Origin of the sequence: Pseudomonas sp. SCB32 (genome assembly GCF_009189165.1) — a bacterium.
Lineage (GTDB): Bacteria > Pseudomonadota > Gammaproteobacteria > Pseudomonadales > Pseudomonadaceae > Pseudomonas.
In genome coordinates, this window is sequence record NZ_CP045118.1 from 467775 (window position 1) to 484580 (window position 16806).

Annotated in this window: 18 protein-coding genes and 1 pseudogene; 3 read left to right on the forward strand and 16 right to left on the reverse strand. The window is 65.6% G+C overall.

Going from position 1 to position 16806, the window contains the following annotated elements; genetic code table 11:
• Positions 1-109: 109 nt before the first annotated feature.
• The 11 genes and pseudogenes from GA645_RS29225 to ubiE form a co-directional block, all read right to left on the reverse strand.
• On the reverse strand, positions 110-982 hold the full coding sequence (locus tag GA645_RS29225) for a methyl-accepting chemotaxis protein (RefSeq protein WP_372239794.1): 873 nt from the start codon (positions 980-982) through the stop codon (positions 110-112).
• A gap of 48 nt (positions 983-1030) precedes the next feature.
• Positions 1031-2062, reverse strand: a pseudogene (locus GA645_RS29230) (methyl-accepting chemotaxis protein); the annotation flags it as partial.
• A gap of 145 nt (positions 2063-2207) precedes the next feature.
• Positions 2208-2915, reverse strand: coding sequence for a 16S rRNA (uracil(1498)-N(3))-methyltransferase (locus GA645_RS02195; RefSeq protein ID WP_152219557.1), 708 nt, complete (start codon positions 2913-2915; stop codon positions 2208-2210).
• Positions 2912-3709 (reverse strand): twin-arginine translocase subunit TatC, encoded by a 798-nt coding sequence (tatC, locus tag GA645_RS02200; RefSeq protein WP_152219559.1) that lies wholly within the window; start codon positions 3707-3709, stop codon positions 2912-2914. Before tatC ends, GA645_RS02195 begins: the two co-directional genes overlap by 4 nt.
• Positions 3706-4200 carry a Sec-independent protein translocase protein TatB gene (tatB, locus tag GA645_RS02205; RefSeq protein ID WP_152219561.1) on the reverse strand — a complete coding sequence of 165 codons (495 nt, stop codon included), beginning with the start codon at positions 4198-4200 and terminating at the stop codon, positions 3706-3708. Before tatB ends, tatC begins: the two co-directional genes overlap by 4 nt.
• Before the next feature lie 3 nt (positions 4201-4203).
• Positions 4204-4449 carry a twin-arginine translocase TatA/TatE family subunit gene (locus GA645_RS02210; protein ID WP_152219563.1) on the reverse strand — a complete coding sequence of 82 codons (246 nt, stop codon included), beginning with the start codon at positions 4447-4449 and terminating at the stop codon, positions 4204-4206.
• Between the two features lie 24 nt (positions 4450-4473).
• Positions 4474-4812 carry a phosphoribosyl-ATP diphosphatase gene (locus tag GA645_RS02215; RefSeq protein WP_065086256.1) on the reverse strand — a complete coding sequence of 113 codons (339 nt, stop codon included), beginning with the start codon at positions 4810-4812 and terminating at the stop codon, positions 4474-4476.
• A complete protein-coding gene (gene hisI, locus GA645_RS02220; RefSeq protein WP_152219565.1) occupies positions 4802-5215 on the reverse strand; it encodes a phosphoribosyl-AMP cyclohydrolase in 414 nt (137 codons plus the stop codon). Before hisI ends, GA645_RS02215 begins: the two co-directional genes overlap by 11 nt.
• Positions 5216-5298: 83 nt before the next feature.
• Positions 5299-6906 carry a ubiquinone biosynthesis regulatory protein kinase UbiB gene (ubiB, locus tag GA645_RS02225; RefSeq protein WP_152219567.1) on the reverse strand — a complete coding sequence of 536 codons (1608 nt, stop codon included), beginning with the start codon at positions 6904-6906 and terminating at the stop codon, positions 5299-5301.
• Positions 6903-7529 (reverse strand): SCP2 domain-containing protein, encoded by a 627-nt coding sequence (locus GA645_RS02230; protein WP_256676158.1) that lies wholly within the window; start codon positions 7527-7529, stop codon positions 6903-6905. Before GA645_RS02230 ends, ubiB begins: the two co-directional genes overlap by 4 nt.
• Positions 7526-8308 (reverse strand): bifunctional demethylmenaquinone methyltransferase/2-methoxy-6-polyprenyl-1,4-benzoquinol methylase UbiE, encoded by a 783-nt coding sequence (gene ubiE / locus GA645_RS02235; protein ID WP_152219571.1) that lies wholly within the window; start codon positions 8306-8308, stop codon positions 7526-7528. The genes GA645_RS02230 and ubiE overlap by 4 nt, the downstream gene beginning before the upstream one ends.
• Before the next feature lie 140 nt (positions 8309-8448).
• Here ubiE and GA645_RS02240 point away from each other — a divergent pair, with 140 nt between their 5' ends.
• The 3 genes from GA645_RS02240 (at position 8449) to GA645_RS02250 (ending at position 10174) form a co-directional block, all read left to right on the forward strand.
• The gene (locus GA645_RS02240; protein WP_152219573.1) at positions 8449-8724 is read left to right on the forward strand and encodes a polyhydroxyalkanoic acid system family protein; all 276 of its coding nucleotides are present in this window, start codon (positions 8449-8451) and stop codon (positions 8722-8724) included.
• A 168-nt stretch (positions 8725-8892) separates the two neighbouring features.
• Positions 8893-9303, forward strand: coding sequence for a phasin family protein (locus tag GA645_RS02245; RefSeq protein ID WP_152219575.1), 411 nt, complete (start codon positions 8893-8895; stop codon positions 9301-9303).
• 10 nt (positions 9304-9313) lie between these two features.
• Positions 9314-10174 (forward strand): phasin family protein, encoded by an 861-nt coding sequence (locus GA645_RS02250; protein ID WP_152219577.1) that lies wholly within the window; start codon positions 9314-9316, stop codon positions 10172-10174.
• A 49-nt stretch (positions 10175-10223) separates the two neighbouring features.
• Here GA645_RS02250 and GA645_RS02255 read toward each other — a convergent pair whose 3' ends face one another.
• The 5 genes from GA645_RS02255 to GA645_RS02275 form a co-directional block, all read right to left on the reverse strand.
• Positions 10224-10838 (reverse strand): TetR/AcrR family transcriptional regulator, encoded by a 615-nt coding sequence (locus tag GA645_RS02255; RefSeq protein ID WP_152219579.1) that lies wholly within the window; start codon positions 10836-10838, stop codon positions 10224-10226.
• Between the two features lie 238 nt (positions 10839-11076).
• Positions 11077-12759, reverse strand: coding sequence for a class II poly(R)-hydroxyalkanoic acid synthase (gene phaC / locus GA645_RS02260; RefSeq protein ID WP_152219581.1), 1683 nt, complete (start codon positions 12757-12759; stop codon positions 11077-11079).
• Between the two features lie 317 nt (positions 12760-13076).
• Positions 13077-14078, reverse strand: coding sequence for a poly(3-hydroxyalkanoate) depolymerase (gene phaZ, locus GA645_RS02265; protein WP_256676048.1), 1002 nt, complete (start codon positions 14076-14078; stop codon positions 13077-13079).
• Positions 14075-15754, reverse strand: coding sequence for a class II poly(R)-hydroxyalkanoic acid synthase (gene phaC, locus GA645_RS02270; protein WP_152219583.1), 1680 nt, complete (start codon positions 15752-15754; stop codon positions 14075-14077). The genes phaZ and phaC (GA645_RS02270) overlap by 4 nt, the downstream gene beginning before the upstream one ends.
• Before the next feature lie 620 nt (positions 15755-16374).
• On the reverse strand, positions 16375-16746 hold the full coding sequence (locus GA645_RS02275; protein WP_152219585.1) for a gamma-butyrobetaine hydroxylase-like domain-containing protein: 372 nt from the start codon (positions 16744-16746) through the stop codon (positions 16375-16377).
• Between the last annotated feature and the right edge of the window lie 60 nt (positions 16747-16806).

Below are 16806 nucleotides of genomic sequence, written 5' to 3' on the forward strand. Positions count from 1 at the left end.
GGGTATCGCTTCGCTCCACGCCATCCTACGGACCGATCGAAGACAGGGCGCTGGGCGATGAGCAGAAAAAAGGCCCGCATTGCGCGGGCCTTTGTCATCACGCCGACGATCAGACGCGGAAGTGGCTGACCAGCACCTGCAGCTCATTGCCCAGGCGCGCCAGCTCCATGCTGGAGGCGGCGGTTTCCTCGCTGGCGGCGGCGGTCTGCTCGGAGATGTCGCGCACGTTCATCACACTGCGGTTGATCTCTTCGGCCACGGCGCTCTGCTGCTCGGAAGCGGCGGCGATCTGCTGGTTCATCGACTGGATGGTCGAGACGGTGCGGGTGATCGCGCCCAGGCGCGCGCCGGCGCGACGGGTCAGGTCGACGGTGCTGACGGTCAGCTCGCGGCTGGTCTCCATCATCTGCACGGCCTGTTGGGTGCCGCTCTGCAGGCCGGCGATCAGCTCCTCGATCTCCTCGGTGGAGGACTGGGTGCGCTGCGCCAGGGCGCGCACTTCATCGGCCACCACGGCGAAGCCACGGCCGGCGTCGCCGGCGCGGGCGGCCTCGATGGCGGCGTTGAGCGCCAGCAGGTTGGTCTGTTCGGCCACCGCCTTGATCACGTCCAGCACGCTGCCGATCTTCTCGCTTTCGCGCTTGAGCTTGAGCACCGACTCGTTGGAGCGGTCGACCTCACTGGCCAGGCGGTCCATCTGCCCGACCGCTTCGTTGACCGCGCCTTCGCCTTCGCGGGCCTCGCGGTCGGCGGCGGAGGCGGCCTCGGAGGCCTCCTCGGCGTTGCGCGCGACTTCCTGCACGGTGGCGGCCATCTCGTTCATGGCGGTGGCGACCTGGTCGGTCTCGCCCTTCTGGTTGTTGACCCCGGCGCTGGTCTGCTCGGTGACCGCGGACAGTTCCTCGGCGGCGCTGGCGATCTGCGTTACGCCGTCGTGGATGCGGCCGATCAGCTCGCGCAGGGACAGGTTCATGCGCTGCATGCTCTTCTGCAGCTGGCCCAGTTCGTCGGTACGGCTGGTGTGGATGTCGCGGGAGAGGTCACCGTCGGCGATGCGTTCGGCGTGCCCCAGTACCTCGCGCAGCGGATTGACGATCTGCCCGGTGATGGTCCATGCGGCGACCAGGCCGAACACCAGCGCGATCAGCGCGGCCAGGCCCAGCAGGGTCTTCGCCTGGTCGACGCCGGCATCACGCTTGGCGGTCTCGCTGACGGTCAGCTCACTGCTGATCTTCTCGATCTGCACCCCGGCCTCACGCATGCGGTCACGGGCGGCCTGGCTGGCATTGACCTCGGTGCGGTAGGTGTCGAGCGCCGCGCGATAGGCGGCCAGTGCGTCGAGGGCGCTCTGGTAGTCGGCTGCCAGATCGGTGGGGGCGCCCTGCATGCCGGCCTGCACGGCCTGGGTGGCTTGCTGGAGCCCGTCGACCGCGGTCTTTTCCAGCGCGGGGTTGTCGACGCTGGTGTAGGCGAGCACCTGGAAGCGCGCCGCCATCACCTGGCGGCCCAGGCTGGCCAGCGCCTGCAATTGCCGCGGAGCCTCGAGGCTGCTGCTGGCGACCAGTTTCTGTTCGGCTTTCTCCAGGCCGCCGGTGATCAGCGCGGCATTGCGGATGAGGTTCTGCTTGGCGGCGTCGCGGGCTTCGAAGGATTTCACCAGTTCGGCATACAGGCGGCGGTAGTCCCCGGACAGCTCATGTTGCTGGTCCAGCTTGCGGTGGTCGTCCTTCTCGCTGAACTTCGCGTAGAGGTTCTTATGCCGCTGATCCAGCTGGTCCAGCGTATCGATCACCAGCTTTGCGTCTTCCGGCGCACGGGTGGACTGGAACTTCAGGCGGGCGATGCGCAGGTCCTTGGCGACTGCCACCAGTTCGGAAATCTCGCCGAGCTTGTCGCCCCGGTTGATCACGTTGCTCAGGTTGATCCAGCCGGTGAGGGCGATCAGCAGGGTGAGCAGCAGCGCCAGGCCGAAGCCGGCGGCGAGTTTGAGTTTGACACTGAGGTTGTTGAACCAGCGGAACATGGTGGCGGGGCTCCAGCGATGAACAGGTCCGGTACGCATGGCTGAGCGGGGGATGCGCAGAGTGGGAACGACCGGTATCGCGGGTATCGGCGCCGATGCCTGGAACTGAAGTGTTTCGAGATGTTTTTCTGACTACTGGTTCACGCTGGAGGCCGCGTGGTTGCGGGCTTTGAGCCAGTTGGTACTAGAACAGGCGTGCCAAGAGAGCGGTGACGGCGGTTTCGACGCGCAGGATGCGTTCGCCCAGTTGTACGGGGTTCAGGCCAGCTTCGCGCAGCTTGTCGACCTCATAGGGAATCCAGCCGCCTTCGGGGCCGATGGCCAGGGTCACCGGCTCGCTCAGCGCGCGCGGGCACTCGGGCCAGGGGCCGGGATGGCCGATCAGGCCGAGGCTGCCGGCGGCCAGCGCGGGCAGGCGGTCCTCGACGAAGGGTTTGAAGCGCTTCTCGATGGTCACCTCGGGCAGTACGGTGTCGCGGGCCTGTTCGAGGCCCAGGATCAGTTGCTCGCGCACGGCCTCGGGGTCGAGGAAGGGGGTCTGCCAGAAGCTCTTTTCCACCCGGTAGCTGTTGAGCAGGACCAGGCGCGGCACGCCCATGGCGGCGACGGTCTGCAGTACGCGGCGGAGCATTTTCGGGCGGGGCAGGGCGAGCAGCAGGGTGATCGGCAGCTTGGCCGGTGGTCCCAAGTCGAAGCTCACCTGCAGCTCGGCTTCGTTGGCTTCCAGGCGCAGCAGGCGACCTTCGCCCATCAGGCCGCCGAGTCGGCCGACACGCATCCGGTCGCCGCTTTCGGCGCGGTGGACTTCCCGCATGTGGGTCAGGCGGCGGTCGCGCAGGATCACGCGATCCGCCGCGACGAAGTCGGCGTCGTCGAGCAGCAGCAGGTTCACGGGCGGGTCGCCGGCGGCTGGTCGCCCTTGGATTCGTCTTCTTCGGTTTCCGGCCCGCGCTTGCGGATCAGGTGGCTGAACAGCACGCCGGCCTCGAACAGCATCCACATCGGCACCGCCAGCAGGGTCTGCGACATCGGGTCCGGCGGGGTGAGGAGCATGCCGACCACGAAGCAGCCGATGATCACGTAGGGGCGGATCTTCTTCAGGTAGGCCACATCGACCACCCCGATCCACACCAGGAGGACGGTGGCCACGGGAATCTCGAAGGCCACGCCGAAGGCGAACAGCAGGGTGAGGAAGTCCAGGTAGCTGTTGATGTCGGTCATCGGCGTCACGCCTTCCGGGGCCTGGCCGAGGAAGAAGTGGAACATCAACGGGAATACCAGGAAGTAGGCGAAGGCCATGCCGGCATAGAACAGCACGATGCTGGAAGCCAGCAGTGGCAGGGCGACGCGCTTCTCGTGCTTGTACAGGCCCGGCGCGATGAAGCCCCAGATCTGGCCGAGGATCACTGGCATGGCGAGCAGCACGGCGACGATCATGGTCAGCTTCAGCGGCGCGAGGAAGGCCGACGCCGGGTCGATGGCGATCATGGTCGCGCCTTCGGGCAGGAAGCGCCGCAGCGGCGCGGAGGCCAGGGCGTAGATCTTCTGCGAGAAGTACAGCAGGCCGATGAAGATCACGAAGATCGAGATCACGCAGCGCAGCAGGCGTGTACGCAACTCGGTCAGGTGCGAGACCAGGGGCATTTCCTGGTCGTGTTCGGGCTGTTCGGGTTTTTCGGCGCTCATGGGTTACGCGGCGTCTCGGACGATGCGGGCGGCTGGCTTGCGGCCGGCGCCTGGGGCGTGGCGGTCGGCTCGGCCGGGGCGGCGGGGGCCGCTTCCGGGCTGGCGGCAGGCGCAAGGCCCACACCCGGCAGGTTGTTCAGGCGGCTGTTGGGCGCGATGGTCGGCGCTACAGTCGGGGCTGGGGGCGGGGTTTCCGCCTGCGGCTGCGCGGCCTGGCCTTCGTCGGCGGATGGATTGAGGCCAGTCAGCGGCGCCATCAGCTTCTTGGCTTCCTGTTCCATCTGCAGGATGTGCTCGTTGTGCAACTGGCGGCGGATTTCATCCGCGCCCAGCTCACGCTCCACTTCCGTCTTGATGGCGTTGAAGCTGCGCTTGAGCCGGCCGATCCACAGGCCGGCGGTGCGCGCGGCACCCGGCAGGCGCTCGGGGCCGAGCACCAGCAGGGCGACCAGGCCCACCAGCAGCAGTTCGCTGAAGCTGATACCGAACATGGATCAGTCCTTGCGCGCCGGCTCTTCGACCTTCTGCGCCTGGGCGTCGATGGTGTGCGGCTGGTTCAGCGGCTGAGCGGGAGTGGCGGGTGCGTCTTTCTTCTCGTCTTCCTCGGTGTTCATCGCCTTGCGGAAGCCCTTGATGGCTTCGCCGACGTCCGAACCCAGGTTCTTCAGGCGCTTGGTGCCGAAGACCAGGACTACGACGATCAGGATGACGACCCAGTGTTTCCAGTCAAAGATGCCCATCTTGTTCTCCTCGAGTTGTTCGTGTCAGGCCGACGGCTGGCGTGCCGCTTTCTCGTCGTGCCCGGAAAGGCCGAAGCGGCGATCCAGCTCGTCCAGTACCGCCTGTGGGTGCTGGCCGAGGGCGGCGAGCATCACCAGGGAGTGGAACCAGAGGTCGGCCGTTTCGTAGATCAGGTCCGTGCAATCACCGCTGGTGGCGGCGTCCTTGGCGGCGAGAATGGTTTCCACCGACTCTTCGCCAACCTTCTCCAGGATCTTGTTCAGGCCCTTGTGATACAGGCTGGCCACGTAGGAGCTGTCCGGTGCGGCATTCTTGCGCGCTTCGAGGACTTCCGCCAGACGGGCGAGGGTATCAGTGCTCATGGGGTTTTCCTGTAGCGGCGTGGGTGTAGATGGCATCCGGGTCCTTCAGGACCGGGTCGACCGTCTGCCAGGCGCCGTTCTCGAACACCCGGTAGAAGCAGCTTTCGCGGCCGGTGTGGCAGGCGATGCCGCCCAGTTGCTCGACTATCAGGATCACCACGTCGGCGTCGCAGTCCAGGCGCAGCTCGTGCAGCTTCTGCACATGCCCGGACTCCTCGCCCTTGCGCCAGAGCTTGCCGCGCGAGCGCGACCAGTAGATGGCACGGTTCTCGGCGGCGGTCAGGGCCAGGGCCTCGCGGTTCATCCAGGCCATCATCAGCACGCGACCGGTGCGATGGTCCTGGGCGATCGCCGGCACCAGCCCATCGGCATTCCAGTTGATTTCGTCCAGCCAGTCTTTCATCTCGGGTTCCGTACGGCGGGCACGCGCGGTGCCCGGAGCCACTGTCTACAACGCTTAAGTGTGCCAGCCGGGGCGGCGACTGGCTATCGGCGCAGAATCAGATATAGACCACCGGCCAGCATCGCCCAGGCTGGCCAGGCGGCGAGGGTATGGGTGGCGAGGCCGGTTTCGGCGGCGCCGGCGACCAGCACCGCGCCAATCAGTCGCGCCGGCCAGGCGCTGGCCATGCCCGCCTGGCCGCTGCCATCGCGGCTTTCAGGCTGTGGCTCGCGGGACAGGCGCTCAAGGGTGTCACGGGTCATCTGTGCCAGATGCGGCAGCTGTTCGAAGTGCTGCTGGGCGTTGCGCAGCAGGGTGCCGGGGCTGACGCGCTCGCGCATCCAGCGTTCCAGGAAGGGCTGCGCGGTGGTCCACAGGTCCAGTTCCGGGTAGAGCTGGCGGCCCAGGCCTTCGATGTTCAGCAGGGTCTTCTGCAGAAGCACCAGTTGCGGCTGCACTTCCATGTTGAAGCGGCGCGCGGTCTGGAACAGGCGCAGCAGCACCTGGCCGAAGGAGATGTCCTTGAGCGGCTTCTCGAAGATCGGCTCGCACACGGTGCGGATCGCCGCTTCGAAATCGTTGACCTTGGTCTCGGCCGGTACCCAGCCCGAGTCGATGTGCAGCTGGGCGACCTTACGGTAGTCGCGCTTGAAGAAGGCGATCAGGTTGCGCGCCAGGTAGTCCTGGTCCTCGTCGGTGAGGCTGCCGACGATGCCGCAGTCCACCGCGATGTACTGCGGGCTCCAGGGCGTGCGGGTGCTGACGAAGATGTTGCCGGGGTGCATGTCGGCGTGGAAGAAGCTGTCGCGGAATACCTGGGTGAAGAAGATCTCCACGCCGCGCTCGGCCAGCGCCTTGAAGTCGGTGCGCTGGTCGCGCAGGGTGTCCAGGTCGGTGACCGGGATGCCGTAGATGCGCTCCATCACCAGCACCTTCGGGCGGCACCAGTCCCAGTACACCTGGGGTACGTAGAGCAGCGGCGAGCCGTCGAAATTACGCCGCAGCTGCGAGGCGTTGGCGGCTTCGCGCAGCAGGTCGAGCTCGTCGTAGATGGTCTTCTCGTAGTCGCTGACCACTTCCGCCGGGTGCAGGCGGCGCGCGTCGGCGGAGATGCGTTCGGCGGTACGGGCGAGGATGTGCAGCCAGGCGATGTCGGAGCGGATCACCGGCTCCAGGTTCGGGCGGATCACCTTCACCACCACTTCTTCGCCGGATTTGAGCTGCGCGGCGTGAACCTGGGCCACCGAGGCCGAAGCCAGCGGTTCGCGCTCGAAGCGCGAGAACACCTGCTCGATCTTCGCCCCCAGCTGCTCCTCGATGCGCGCTACGGCGAGCTCGGGCGGGAAGGGCGGAACCTTGTCCTGCAGTCGCGCCAGCTCGTTGGCGATGTCGTCGGGCAGCAGGTCGCGGCGGGTGGAGAGGATCTGGCCGAACTTGATGAAGATCGGCCCGAGGTCCTCCAGCGTCAGCCGCAGGCGCTCGCCACGGCTGAGCTGCAGCGGCTTGCGCGGCAGCCAGCGCCACGGCAGCAGCCCTCCGACCAGACGCAGCCACCAGGGCAGGAAGGGCAGTTCGAGGACCATGTCGTCCAGTCGGTAGCGGATGGCTACGCGCTGGATGCGCAGCAGGCGGCGGAAGGCGAGCAGCTTCATGCGTCAGGCTTGATCTTCTGGGTCATGCGGGTAATCCGCGCGTCGAGGCGGTCGAGGGACATCTTCAGCTGGTCCAGCTCTTCGAAGCGGGCTTCGGCTTCGTGCTGTCCGACCAGGGTGCGGCTCTCCTCGGCGAGGTAGTCCGCCAGGCTCAGGCGCAGGCTTGCCAGGCTGTCGCCGGCCCAGGCCATGCCGCCGCGCAGGCGCGCGCCGAGCAGGTGCGCAGGCACCGGGCCGAGCCAGCGGGAGACTTCGTATTCCCAGTCCAGCTCCAGGCTCTGGAGGATGTCGGCCAGCTCCAGCAGCATGGCGCTGTCTCCGCCCATGGTCACTTCCGGGCTGTGCAGGACGCGGGTCTTGTCCTTGGCCAGCGCCAGTTGCAGCAGGCTGCCGGCCGGCGCGACGAGGGTGCAGTCGGCCTGTGCCTCATGGTGCGCGGCCAGGTGCAGGCCGTCGGCATCGGGCAGGATGAACAGCCGCAGCGCGGGCGCCTGGCAGTCCACTTCCAGCACCTTGCCGGCGAGCCGGCCGAGACGCCGCAGCGCCACGCCATCGAGCCGCAGCACGCGGTTGACGGTGGCCTCGGCGCTGGCCAGGGCGGCCTGCAGGAGCAGGGTCATCAGGGCTTGATGCCGCGGTGCAGGGCGACCACGCCGCCGGTCATGTTGTGGTAGGTGACGCGGTCGAAGCCGGCCTCCACCATCATCGACTTCAGGGTTTCCTGGTCAGGGTGCATGCGGATCGATTCGGCGAGGTAGCGGTAGCTCTCGGAATCGTTGGTCACCAGCTTGCCCATCAGCGGCAGCAGGGTGAAGGAGTAGGCGTCGTAGGCCTTGGACAGCAGGCTGCTGGTGGGCTTGGAGAATTCCAGCACGAGCAGGCGGCCACCGGGCTTGAGCACCCGCAGCATGGAGCGGATGGCTTCGTCCTTGTGGGTGACGTTGCGCAGGCCGAAGGCGATGGTCACCGCGTCGAAGTAGTTGTCGGGGAAGGGCAGCTTCTCGGCATCGGCCTGGACGAAGCTGACGTTGCCGGCGACGCCGCTGTCGAGCAGCTTGTCGCGGCCGACCTTGAGCATCGAGGCGTTGATGTCGGCCAGCACCACTTCGCCGGTAGGGCCGACGAGGCGGGAGAACTGGCGGGTCAGGTCACCGGTGCCGCCAGCGATGTCCAGCACCCGGTTGCCGGCGCGCACGCCGGACAGCTCGATGGTGAAGCGCTTCCACAGGCGGTGGACGCCACCGGACATCAGGTCGTTCATCAGGTCGTACTTGGCGGCGACCGAGTGGAATACCTCGGCGACCTTCTCGGCCTTCTCGCTCTCGCGCACGGTCTTGTAGCCGAAGTGCGTGGTGGGATCGGCGGGGTCTTGGCCCGCTCCGGGCTTGCGCGGTTCGCTCATGGCATTTCTACCCTGGAAGTCAGTGGCGGGCATTCTAACAGGAAGCACGGAAAACGCCGCCCCGGTCACGGCGCCACCGGGGTGCGGCGATACGGCGCGGCGCGTATGATCGCAAGGTCAGTCAGTCTCGGAGTTCCAGCATGTCCCGTATTCACGTCGAACGCCCCCATTCCCTCGGCCGCGAAGCCGCCCGCGCGAAGGCGGAAAAGCTTGCCGACAAGCTCAATCGCGAGCATGGCGTGAGCAGTGAATGGCAAGGCGACACCCTGGTGATCAAGCGCAGCGGCGTGGACGGACGTATCGAGGTGGGCGAGGACAGGATCGCCGTGGACGTGAAGCTGGGGCTGATGCTCTCGGCCATGAGCGGCCTGCTCAAGGGGGAGATCGAGCGCGCCCTGGACAAGGCCCTGGCCTGATTCGAAGCCGGCCCCGTTCCCCGCGGGGCCATGCCGTTTTCCAGCGGCGCCGGCGGTCCTACAAACGCTGGTATGTGTTTTCTAATTTTCCCCGATACCTTGGCCACAGTCCCGCCTTTCGCGGGCAGCTATTCGACATCTTCGAATCCGAATCTGTGAGGTGCCACCATGGCCAAGGCTGTCAGCAAGAAGAAAGTCGTAGAACTCGAATCATCCCTCTACTCCGATGCCAAGCACTACGCCCGGCAGATCTGGCTCGCCGGCCTGGGCACCTATGCCCGCGTGGGGCAGGAAGGCAGCGAGTACTTCAAGGAACTGGTCAAGTCCGGCGAGTCCGTGGAGAAGAAAGGCCGCGAGCTGGTGACCACCCAGATCGACGCCGCCAACGACAACGTCAAGGGTCGCCTGCACAGCGTGAAGGCCAAGCTGAATTTCGAGAAGATCGAAGCGGTGTTCGACGCACGTGTAGCCTCTGCCCTCAACCGAATCGGAATTCCCTCCAGGCGCGATGTAGCGGAGCTCTCTGCTAAGCTGGATTCGCTGAGCGAAGTGCTCGAGCGTGTCGCGAGAACTCAATAAGGAGAGCAGGATGGCTGGCAAAAAAACTACCGATAAAGAGTCCAGTTGGATCGGCGAGATCGAGAAGTACTCGCGGCAGATCTGGCTGGCCGGCTTGGGGGCCTACTCGAAGGTCAGCAAGGACGGCAGCAAGTTGTTCGAGACCCTGGTCAAGGACGGCGAGAAGGCTGAAAAGGAAGCCAAGACCGAAGTCGACAAATCCGTCGGCGCGGTGAAGTCTTCGGCGCGCTCCGCCAAGTCGAAGGTTGAAGCGGTCAAGGGCAAGGCGATCGACAAGTGGGGCGAGCTGGAAGAGGCGTTCGACAAGCGCCTGAACAGCGCGATCTCCCGCCTGGGCGTGCCGAGCAGCCGTGAGGTGAAGGACCTGCACAGCAAGGTCGAGAGCCTGACCAAGCAGATCGAGAAACTCACCGGCGTCAGCGTCAAGCCCGCAGCCAAGCCGGCCGCGAAAGCTGCCGCGAAACCGGCTGCCAAACCCGCCGCGAAAGCCGCAGCCAAACCGGCCGCGAAACCCGCTGCGAAGACCGCGGCGGCCAAGCCTGCGGCGAAACCAGCCGCCAAGCCGGCTGCGAAAGCTGCTGCGAAGCCTGCGGCCAAGGCTGCCGCCAAACCGGCTGCGAAGCCGGCAGCCAAGCCCGCTGCAAAACCGGCTGCCAAGGCTGCTGCGGCGAAACCTGCCGCTGCGAAACCTGCCGCTGCGAAACCTGCCGCTGCGAAACCGGCTGCCGCGAAGAAGCCGACCGTGAAGAAGGCAGCTGCACCCAAGCCTGCCGCCGCCAAGCCGGCAGCTCCGGTGGTCACTCCGACACCGGCCGCTGCACCGGTCGTGACGCCCGCCGCCGCTCCGGTGACGCCGCCGACCCAGGCCTGATAGGCCCGTCGCTGTACCCACGCCCGGCCTCGCGCCGGGCGTTTTCATTTCAGCGGCTCAGGTAACGCTCGGCCAGGCGTTCGGCGATCTGCCGAGAGTCTTCGCGCAGGTGCGGAGCCACCAGCATCATCACCTGGTAGACCACATGGCGCACATCGCCCGGGTGGCCGAGGATGCGCTGGTAGTCGAGGGAGAACAGCAGGGTCAGGGTGATCTGTTCGACCAGCTGGCCAAGGGATTCGGTATCGCTGCTCAGCTCGCCACGCGCCTTGAGCTGCGCCAGCAGGGTCGCCAGGGTGCGCTTGAGGCCGTTGAGCCAGCTGCGCATGCCGCGCGCCAGCTTGCCCAGGCGTCCGGCGAGGTTGGAGAGGTCCTGGAACAGGAAGCGGTAGTGCGCCAGTCGCTCGACGATCAGGTGCAGGAACAGCCAGTAATCCTCGGCGCCCAGGCGCACGTCTTCCGGCGGGTCGAGCAGTGGCGCGAGCTCATCCTGGAAGCGCTCGAACAGCGCCAGCACCAGCGGTTCCTTGCCGTGGAAGTGGTAGTAGAGGTTGCCGGGACTGATGCCCAGCTCGGTGGCGATCTCCAGGGTGGAGACGTTCGGTTCGCCCCGCTCATTGAACAGCAGCAGAGCGCACTCGAGGATTCGGTCGCGCGTTTTCATCCGTGTTCTGGTTCTGGCCGCAGTGGGGCCGACGATAGCCTCAGGGGTGAGGGGCTGCCAATCGGACGGTTTCAATCTTTTTGGGGGTTTGTGTAGGAGCGAGCTTGCTCGCGAACCTCGTCGAGCCGAGAGCACATGGCATCAAGCGGTTCGTGAGCAAGCTCGCTCCTACGAAGAGCAAAGCAGAACGGTGCAAGCGGCGAGCGTGGAGCGAACAACCCGCAACGGGTTGCGGCACTCAACGCACGTGCACGTAGGTGCCTGGCGCCGCCTCCTTTTCCGGGTACTCGGCATTGCCCAGCTCGAAGCTCACCGGGCGGCGCTCGCCGGAGCGTTGCTGGATCCACTCCAGCCACAGCGGCCACCAGCTGCCTTCGTGGCGCTGGGTGTCGTAGTACCAGGCGCGTGGGTCGGAGCTGAGCTTGGCGTTGTCGAAGTAGCAGGCCTTGGGGTTGCCCGGCGGGTTGAGGATGCTCTGGATATGCCCGCTGTTGGAGAGGATGAAGCGGCTCTCGCCGCCCAGCAGCAGGGCCGAGCGATACACCGAATCCCAGGGAGTGATGTGGTCGGTGATGCCGGCGACGTGGAAGTTGTCCACCGCGACCTTCTTCAGGTCGATGGCGGTGCCGTTCACCTCCATCGCCCCCGCCCTGGCCAGCGGGTTGTGCTTGAAGAAGTCGAGGAAGTCGCCGTGCAGCGCGGCCGGCAGGCGGGTGTTATCGTTGTTCCAGTAGAGGATGTCGAAGGCCGGCGGCTCCTTGCCCAACAGGTAGTTGTTGACCCAGTAGTTCCAGATCAGGTCGTTGGGGCGCATCCAGGCGAATATCTTGGCCATGTCGCGGCCGTCCAGTACGCCGTGCTGGTAGGAGCGACGCTTGCTGCTCTCCAGGGTCTGCTCGTCGGCGAACAGCGCGGCGGGGGTTTCCACCTGGCTGTCGAGCAGGCTCACCAGGTAGGTGGCGCTGGCGATCTTGCGTAGTTGTCGGCGCGCCTGCAGATGCCCCTGCAGTGCGGCGATGGTCAGACCGCCCGAACAGGCGCCCATCAGGTTGACGCTGCGGCTGCCGCTGACCGAACGGCAAACCTCGATGGCCTCGTCCAGCGCGTTGACGTAGGTCGACAGACCCCACTCCCGATGGCGTGCATCCGGGTTGCGCCAACTGACCATGAACACCTGCAGATTGTTCTTCAGGGCGTACTGGACGAAGCTCTTCTCCTGCGTCAGGTCGAAGATGTAGAACTTGTTGATCTGCGGCGGGACGATCAGCAACGGCTTGGCATGCAGGTGCTCGCCCATCGGCTTGTACTGGATCAGCTCCAGCACCTCGTTGCGGAACACCACCGCGCCGTGCGTGGTGGCCAGGTTGTGGCCGATCTCGAAGGCGCTGCGGTTCACCTGGCTGGGCATGCCACCGTTGTGCATCAGGTCGTCGAGCAGGTGCTGCACGCCCTTGAGCAGGCTCTGGCCGCCGGTGTTGAACAGCTCCTTCACCGCCAGCGGGTTGAGCAGGGTGTTCGACGGCGAGGCCGCGTCGGACAGGATCGACAGGAGGAAGCGCGCACGGGCGCGGTCGTCGTCGCTCAGGTTGCTTTCATCGACCCAGGCCAGCAGTTGCTTCTGCCAGGCCAGATAGGCCTGCACGGTGCGCCGGTAGATCGGGTTGAGGCGCCAGGACGGGTCCTGGAAGCGCGCGTCCTGCGGGTTGGGCTGCAATGGCGAGTCGCCGATCAGCACCCGGCCGATCTGCTTGCCGAATGCCGCCAGGTGGCGCGCCGAGTGGACCGGCTGGCGGACCCCCTGCACGGCGACCATGCGCAGGGTGGACAGCAGGTCCTTGCCGCGCAGGCCGACGATGGCGCTCCGCGCATTCATGAACTCGGTGGGAACAGGGACGCTACCTGACTCGGCTTTCTCTCGCATGAACAGCACTCCGTAAGGGGCCAACCTGGCAGTGGCGAAGCAAGGCCTGTACCGGAAGTCGGGAAGACCCTTCCGCAGGCGGCTGCCGCCGGTTCAAGGAGGTGCACGGGTATCGACGCGAGAGGAAAACTGCCCGAAAACAGGGCAGCGGATCAGCAGTCAGGCAGCAGTCCGGCCACCTTTTGGGGCGGCGGGAGTCTGCTGTCCCGAATCAGGCGCTACGTGTCGATACCCGCGAACACGCCTGTTTGTTGTTAGTAACTGCGAAGCGAATGGTCAAGGCAGGATGCCCTCGTACTATTACGAAGCTGTGATATTCAACCGGCCTTTGGCGTAAATGGCCGCGGGTGGATGACCGCGCGCTGCCGCTCCTCCTGGAGGAACTTCATGATGATCGGCGCCACGGTTTCGGCGCGGGTCACCAGGAACAGGTGGCCGTCGTCGATCACGTGCAGCTCCGCGTTGGGGATGCGCCAGGCGAGCATGCGCATGTTGATCAGCGGGATGATCGGGTCGTCGTCGCCGGCCAGGATCAGCGTTGGCTGGCGGATCTTGTGCAGCCAATGGATGCTGGTCCAGCCCAGGCCGGCGAACAGCTGCCAGTAGTAGCCCATCTTGCCCGAGGAGCGCACCTTGCTGGCGAACGCCATGGCCAGCTTGGGGTCGCGGCGGAAGGCACCGCCGTAGATGTCCGGCGCGATGTGCACGCCGTAGGACGGCTGGATGTAGCGACGCGGACTGGCCATGCGCCAGAGCACCTTGGGCTTGCCCGGCACCATCACCGCGCCGGCGGCGGTGGCGGCCAGGATCAGCTTCTTGCAGCGCTCCGGGTAGTCATGGGCGAACTGCTGCGCCAGCGCGCCGCCCCAGGACACGCCGATGGCGGTCACCTGGCCGTAGTCCAGGTAGTCGAGCATCCGCGCGGCCAGCTTGGCCAGGCCAGGGAAGCGATACGGCGTGCTGGGTGTGGACGAGCCGCCGACGCCGGGGACGTCGAAGGCGATCACCTCCAGGTCCGGGTCCAGCGCGGCGACGAAGGGGAATACCAGCTCAAGGTTGGCGCCGATGCCATTGAAGATCAGCAGCGGCGTCATGTGTTCCTTGCCCGGTCTCACGGCGGTGCGGATGGTCTGCCCGTCGAGCTCGATGGTGCGGAACTCGAAGGGCTGGGCGGCCGGCGCCTTGCTTGGTGACACTTCCGGACTACTGCGCCGGGCCTTGGTTCGCCGCGGCGCGGCGACCACCTCGGTGGCCGCTGGCGGTTGCTGGAAGGCGTCGTCCATGACGGCGTCGACGGGTGGCACAGGTTCTGTCTTCATCGCTCGTGTACGTAGGTTCCAGGGGCGGCTTCGGCGGCCGGGTGGGCCTTGTTGCCCAGCGCGGTGGGCGCCTTGCGGGTCTTGCCCGAGCGCTCGGCCAGCCAGTTCTGCCAGTGCAGCCACCAGGAGTCGGCATGCTTGCTGGCGTTTTCCTGCCAGGTCTTGGGATCGGCGGACAGCTCCGGTCCGGTCATGAAGCGCGCCTTGGGGTTGCCCGGCGGGTTGAGGATGCTCTGGATGTGCCCGCTGTTGGACAGGATGAATTCACATTTCCCACCCAGCAGTCGCGCGGAGCGGTAGCAGGCTTCCCAGGGCGTGATGTGGTCGGACAGGCCGGCCACGCAGTAGAAATCGCAGGTGATCTGCTTGAGGTCGATCGGCGTACCGGCCACTTCCAGCGCACCGGAACGGGTCAGCGGGTTGGTCTTGAACATCTCCACCAGCTCGCCGTGCAGCGCGGCCGGCAGGCGTGTGGTGTCGTTGTTCCAGAACAGGATGTCAAAGGCTGGCGGCTCGTTGCCCAGCAGGTAGTTGTTGACCCAGTAATTCCAGATCAGGTCGTTGGGACGCATCCAGGCGAACACCTTGGCCATGTCCTTGCCTTCGAGCACGCCGGACTGGTACGAGCGGCGCTTGGCGGTCTCCAGGGTCTTCTCGTCGGCGAACAGGGCGATCTGGGTGTTCATCTCGAAGTCGAGCACGCTGACCATCTGGGTGAAGGCGTGCACCTTGCTCTCGCCCAGGGCGGCATAGTGACCCAGCAGCGTCACGGTGGTGATGCCCCCGGAGCAGGCGCCCAGCATGTTCAGGTCCTTGCTGCCGGTAATCTCCAGAATGACATCGATGGCCTCCTTGAGCGCCTCGATGTAGGTGGTCAGGCCCCACTCGCGCTGCGCCTTGGTCGGGTTGCGCCAGCTGACGATGAAGGTCTGCACGCTGTTGCGCAGGCAGAAGCGCGCCAGGCTCTTCTCCGGTGACAGGTCGAAGACGTAGAACTTGTTGATCTGCGGCGGCACTACCAGCAGCGGGCGCTCATGCACGTTCTCGGTGATCGGCTTGTACTGGATCAGCTCCAGCACGTCGTTGCGGAACACCACTGCGCCTTCGGTCAGGGCCAGGTTCTTGCCGACCTCGAAGGCTTTCATGTTCACCTGGCTGGGCATGCCGCCGTTGTTCACCAGGTCCTTGGCCAGGTGGGTGAGGCCGTCGAGCAGGCTCTTGCCGCCGGTCTCGAAGAAGCGTTTGACCGCCGCCGGGTTGGACAGCGTGTTGGTCGGCGCCATGGCTTCGGTCATCAGGTTGATGACGAACTGGCCGCGGCTGATGTCCTGCGCCGACAGGTCGCTGTCGCCGATCCACGAATGCAGCTCCGTGCGCCAGGCCAGGTAGGTCTGCAGGTAGCGGCGGTAGAGCGGGTTCTGGCTCCAGGCCGGATCGTTGAAGCGGCGGTCGTCGTCGGAGGGCTTGAGTTCGGACTTGCCGAGCAGCACGTTCTTCAGCTCTAGGCCGAAGTGGGTCACGTGCTTGGCACTGTGGATAGGCTGCTTGAGTGCCTGCAGCAGCACCATGCGGGCAGACGTGAGCAGGTCCTTGCCACGAATGCCGATCACCGGATTGAGGTTGAGTGTATTTTCCGCGGCTTGCTGAGGCAGATCGTTGTTTTTCTTCTGGGTCATCGGCGACGCTCCATTGTCCTGAGACGAATACTGGCGAGGCTCAACTGGAGTGACGCGGCCAAGTACTGCTCGGATTGGCGGAACGTGGAGAAAACTCCACGCGGTTCATCACTTGGCGGCGTCACTGGAAGTCAGGAACCTCAAGTGCGGTGCATTGCACTGTCTTGGTTACCCGAGTTTCCTTCACCGCGCAAGCTGGTGCAGCGTGGGCCTTCTCCTAGGAGTATGTCGGGAAAAGTTAGAAAACGCGCCCTAGAGAGGGGGGATCTTCCGAACTCGTCCACGGCAACCACGCGAGAGCCAGTCTGCACGGCGAATGTTGCAAATGGCGTGCCCCGAAGTGATTCCCCGACGAAGGTTTGTGCGCAGAGGGGAGTGAGGGGAGGTTTCGAATTACTTCTAGGGGCTCGAGTGGGGCCGTAGGATGGCGTGGAGCGAAGCGATACCCATCACGGCGGATAACGCTGCGCGTTATTCGCCCTACGGCTTGAGTCTCATGCGGCTGAACTGCTCTTCGTAGGACCGAGGGGCGCCTAGTCCTTGCTCGCGAACAGATTTTCCTGGCGACACCGGTGTTGGGCGGTTCGCGAGCAAGCTCGCTCCTACAGGTAAGACATGCCTTACAGCATCAGCTTGACCACCGACTCCGACGGATCGCGCGACTTACCGGCCTTCTCCAGTTGCGCCAGGTAATCCGCCCACATTTCGTCCTGGCGGGTGCACAACTCGTACAGGTAGTCCCAGGTGAACAGGCCGCTGTCGTGGCCGTCGTCGAAGGTCAGCTTCAGCGCGTACTGGCCGGCCGGCTCCAGCCCGGACAGGCCAACATTGAGCTTGCCGTATTGCAGCACCGGATTGCCGTGGCCCTGCACCTCCGCCGAAGGGGAGTGCACACGCAGGAACTCGGCGGAGAGGTCGTAGGACTGCTCCCCATAGGTCAGCGAAAGCTTCTTCGAGGCCTTGTGCAGCTTGATGGCGGAGGGGATGCGCATGGACGGCTCCTGAACGGGGACTCCGGCATTGTAGCGCCGGCGGAAAACGAGCGGGGCGCC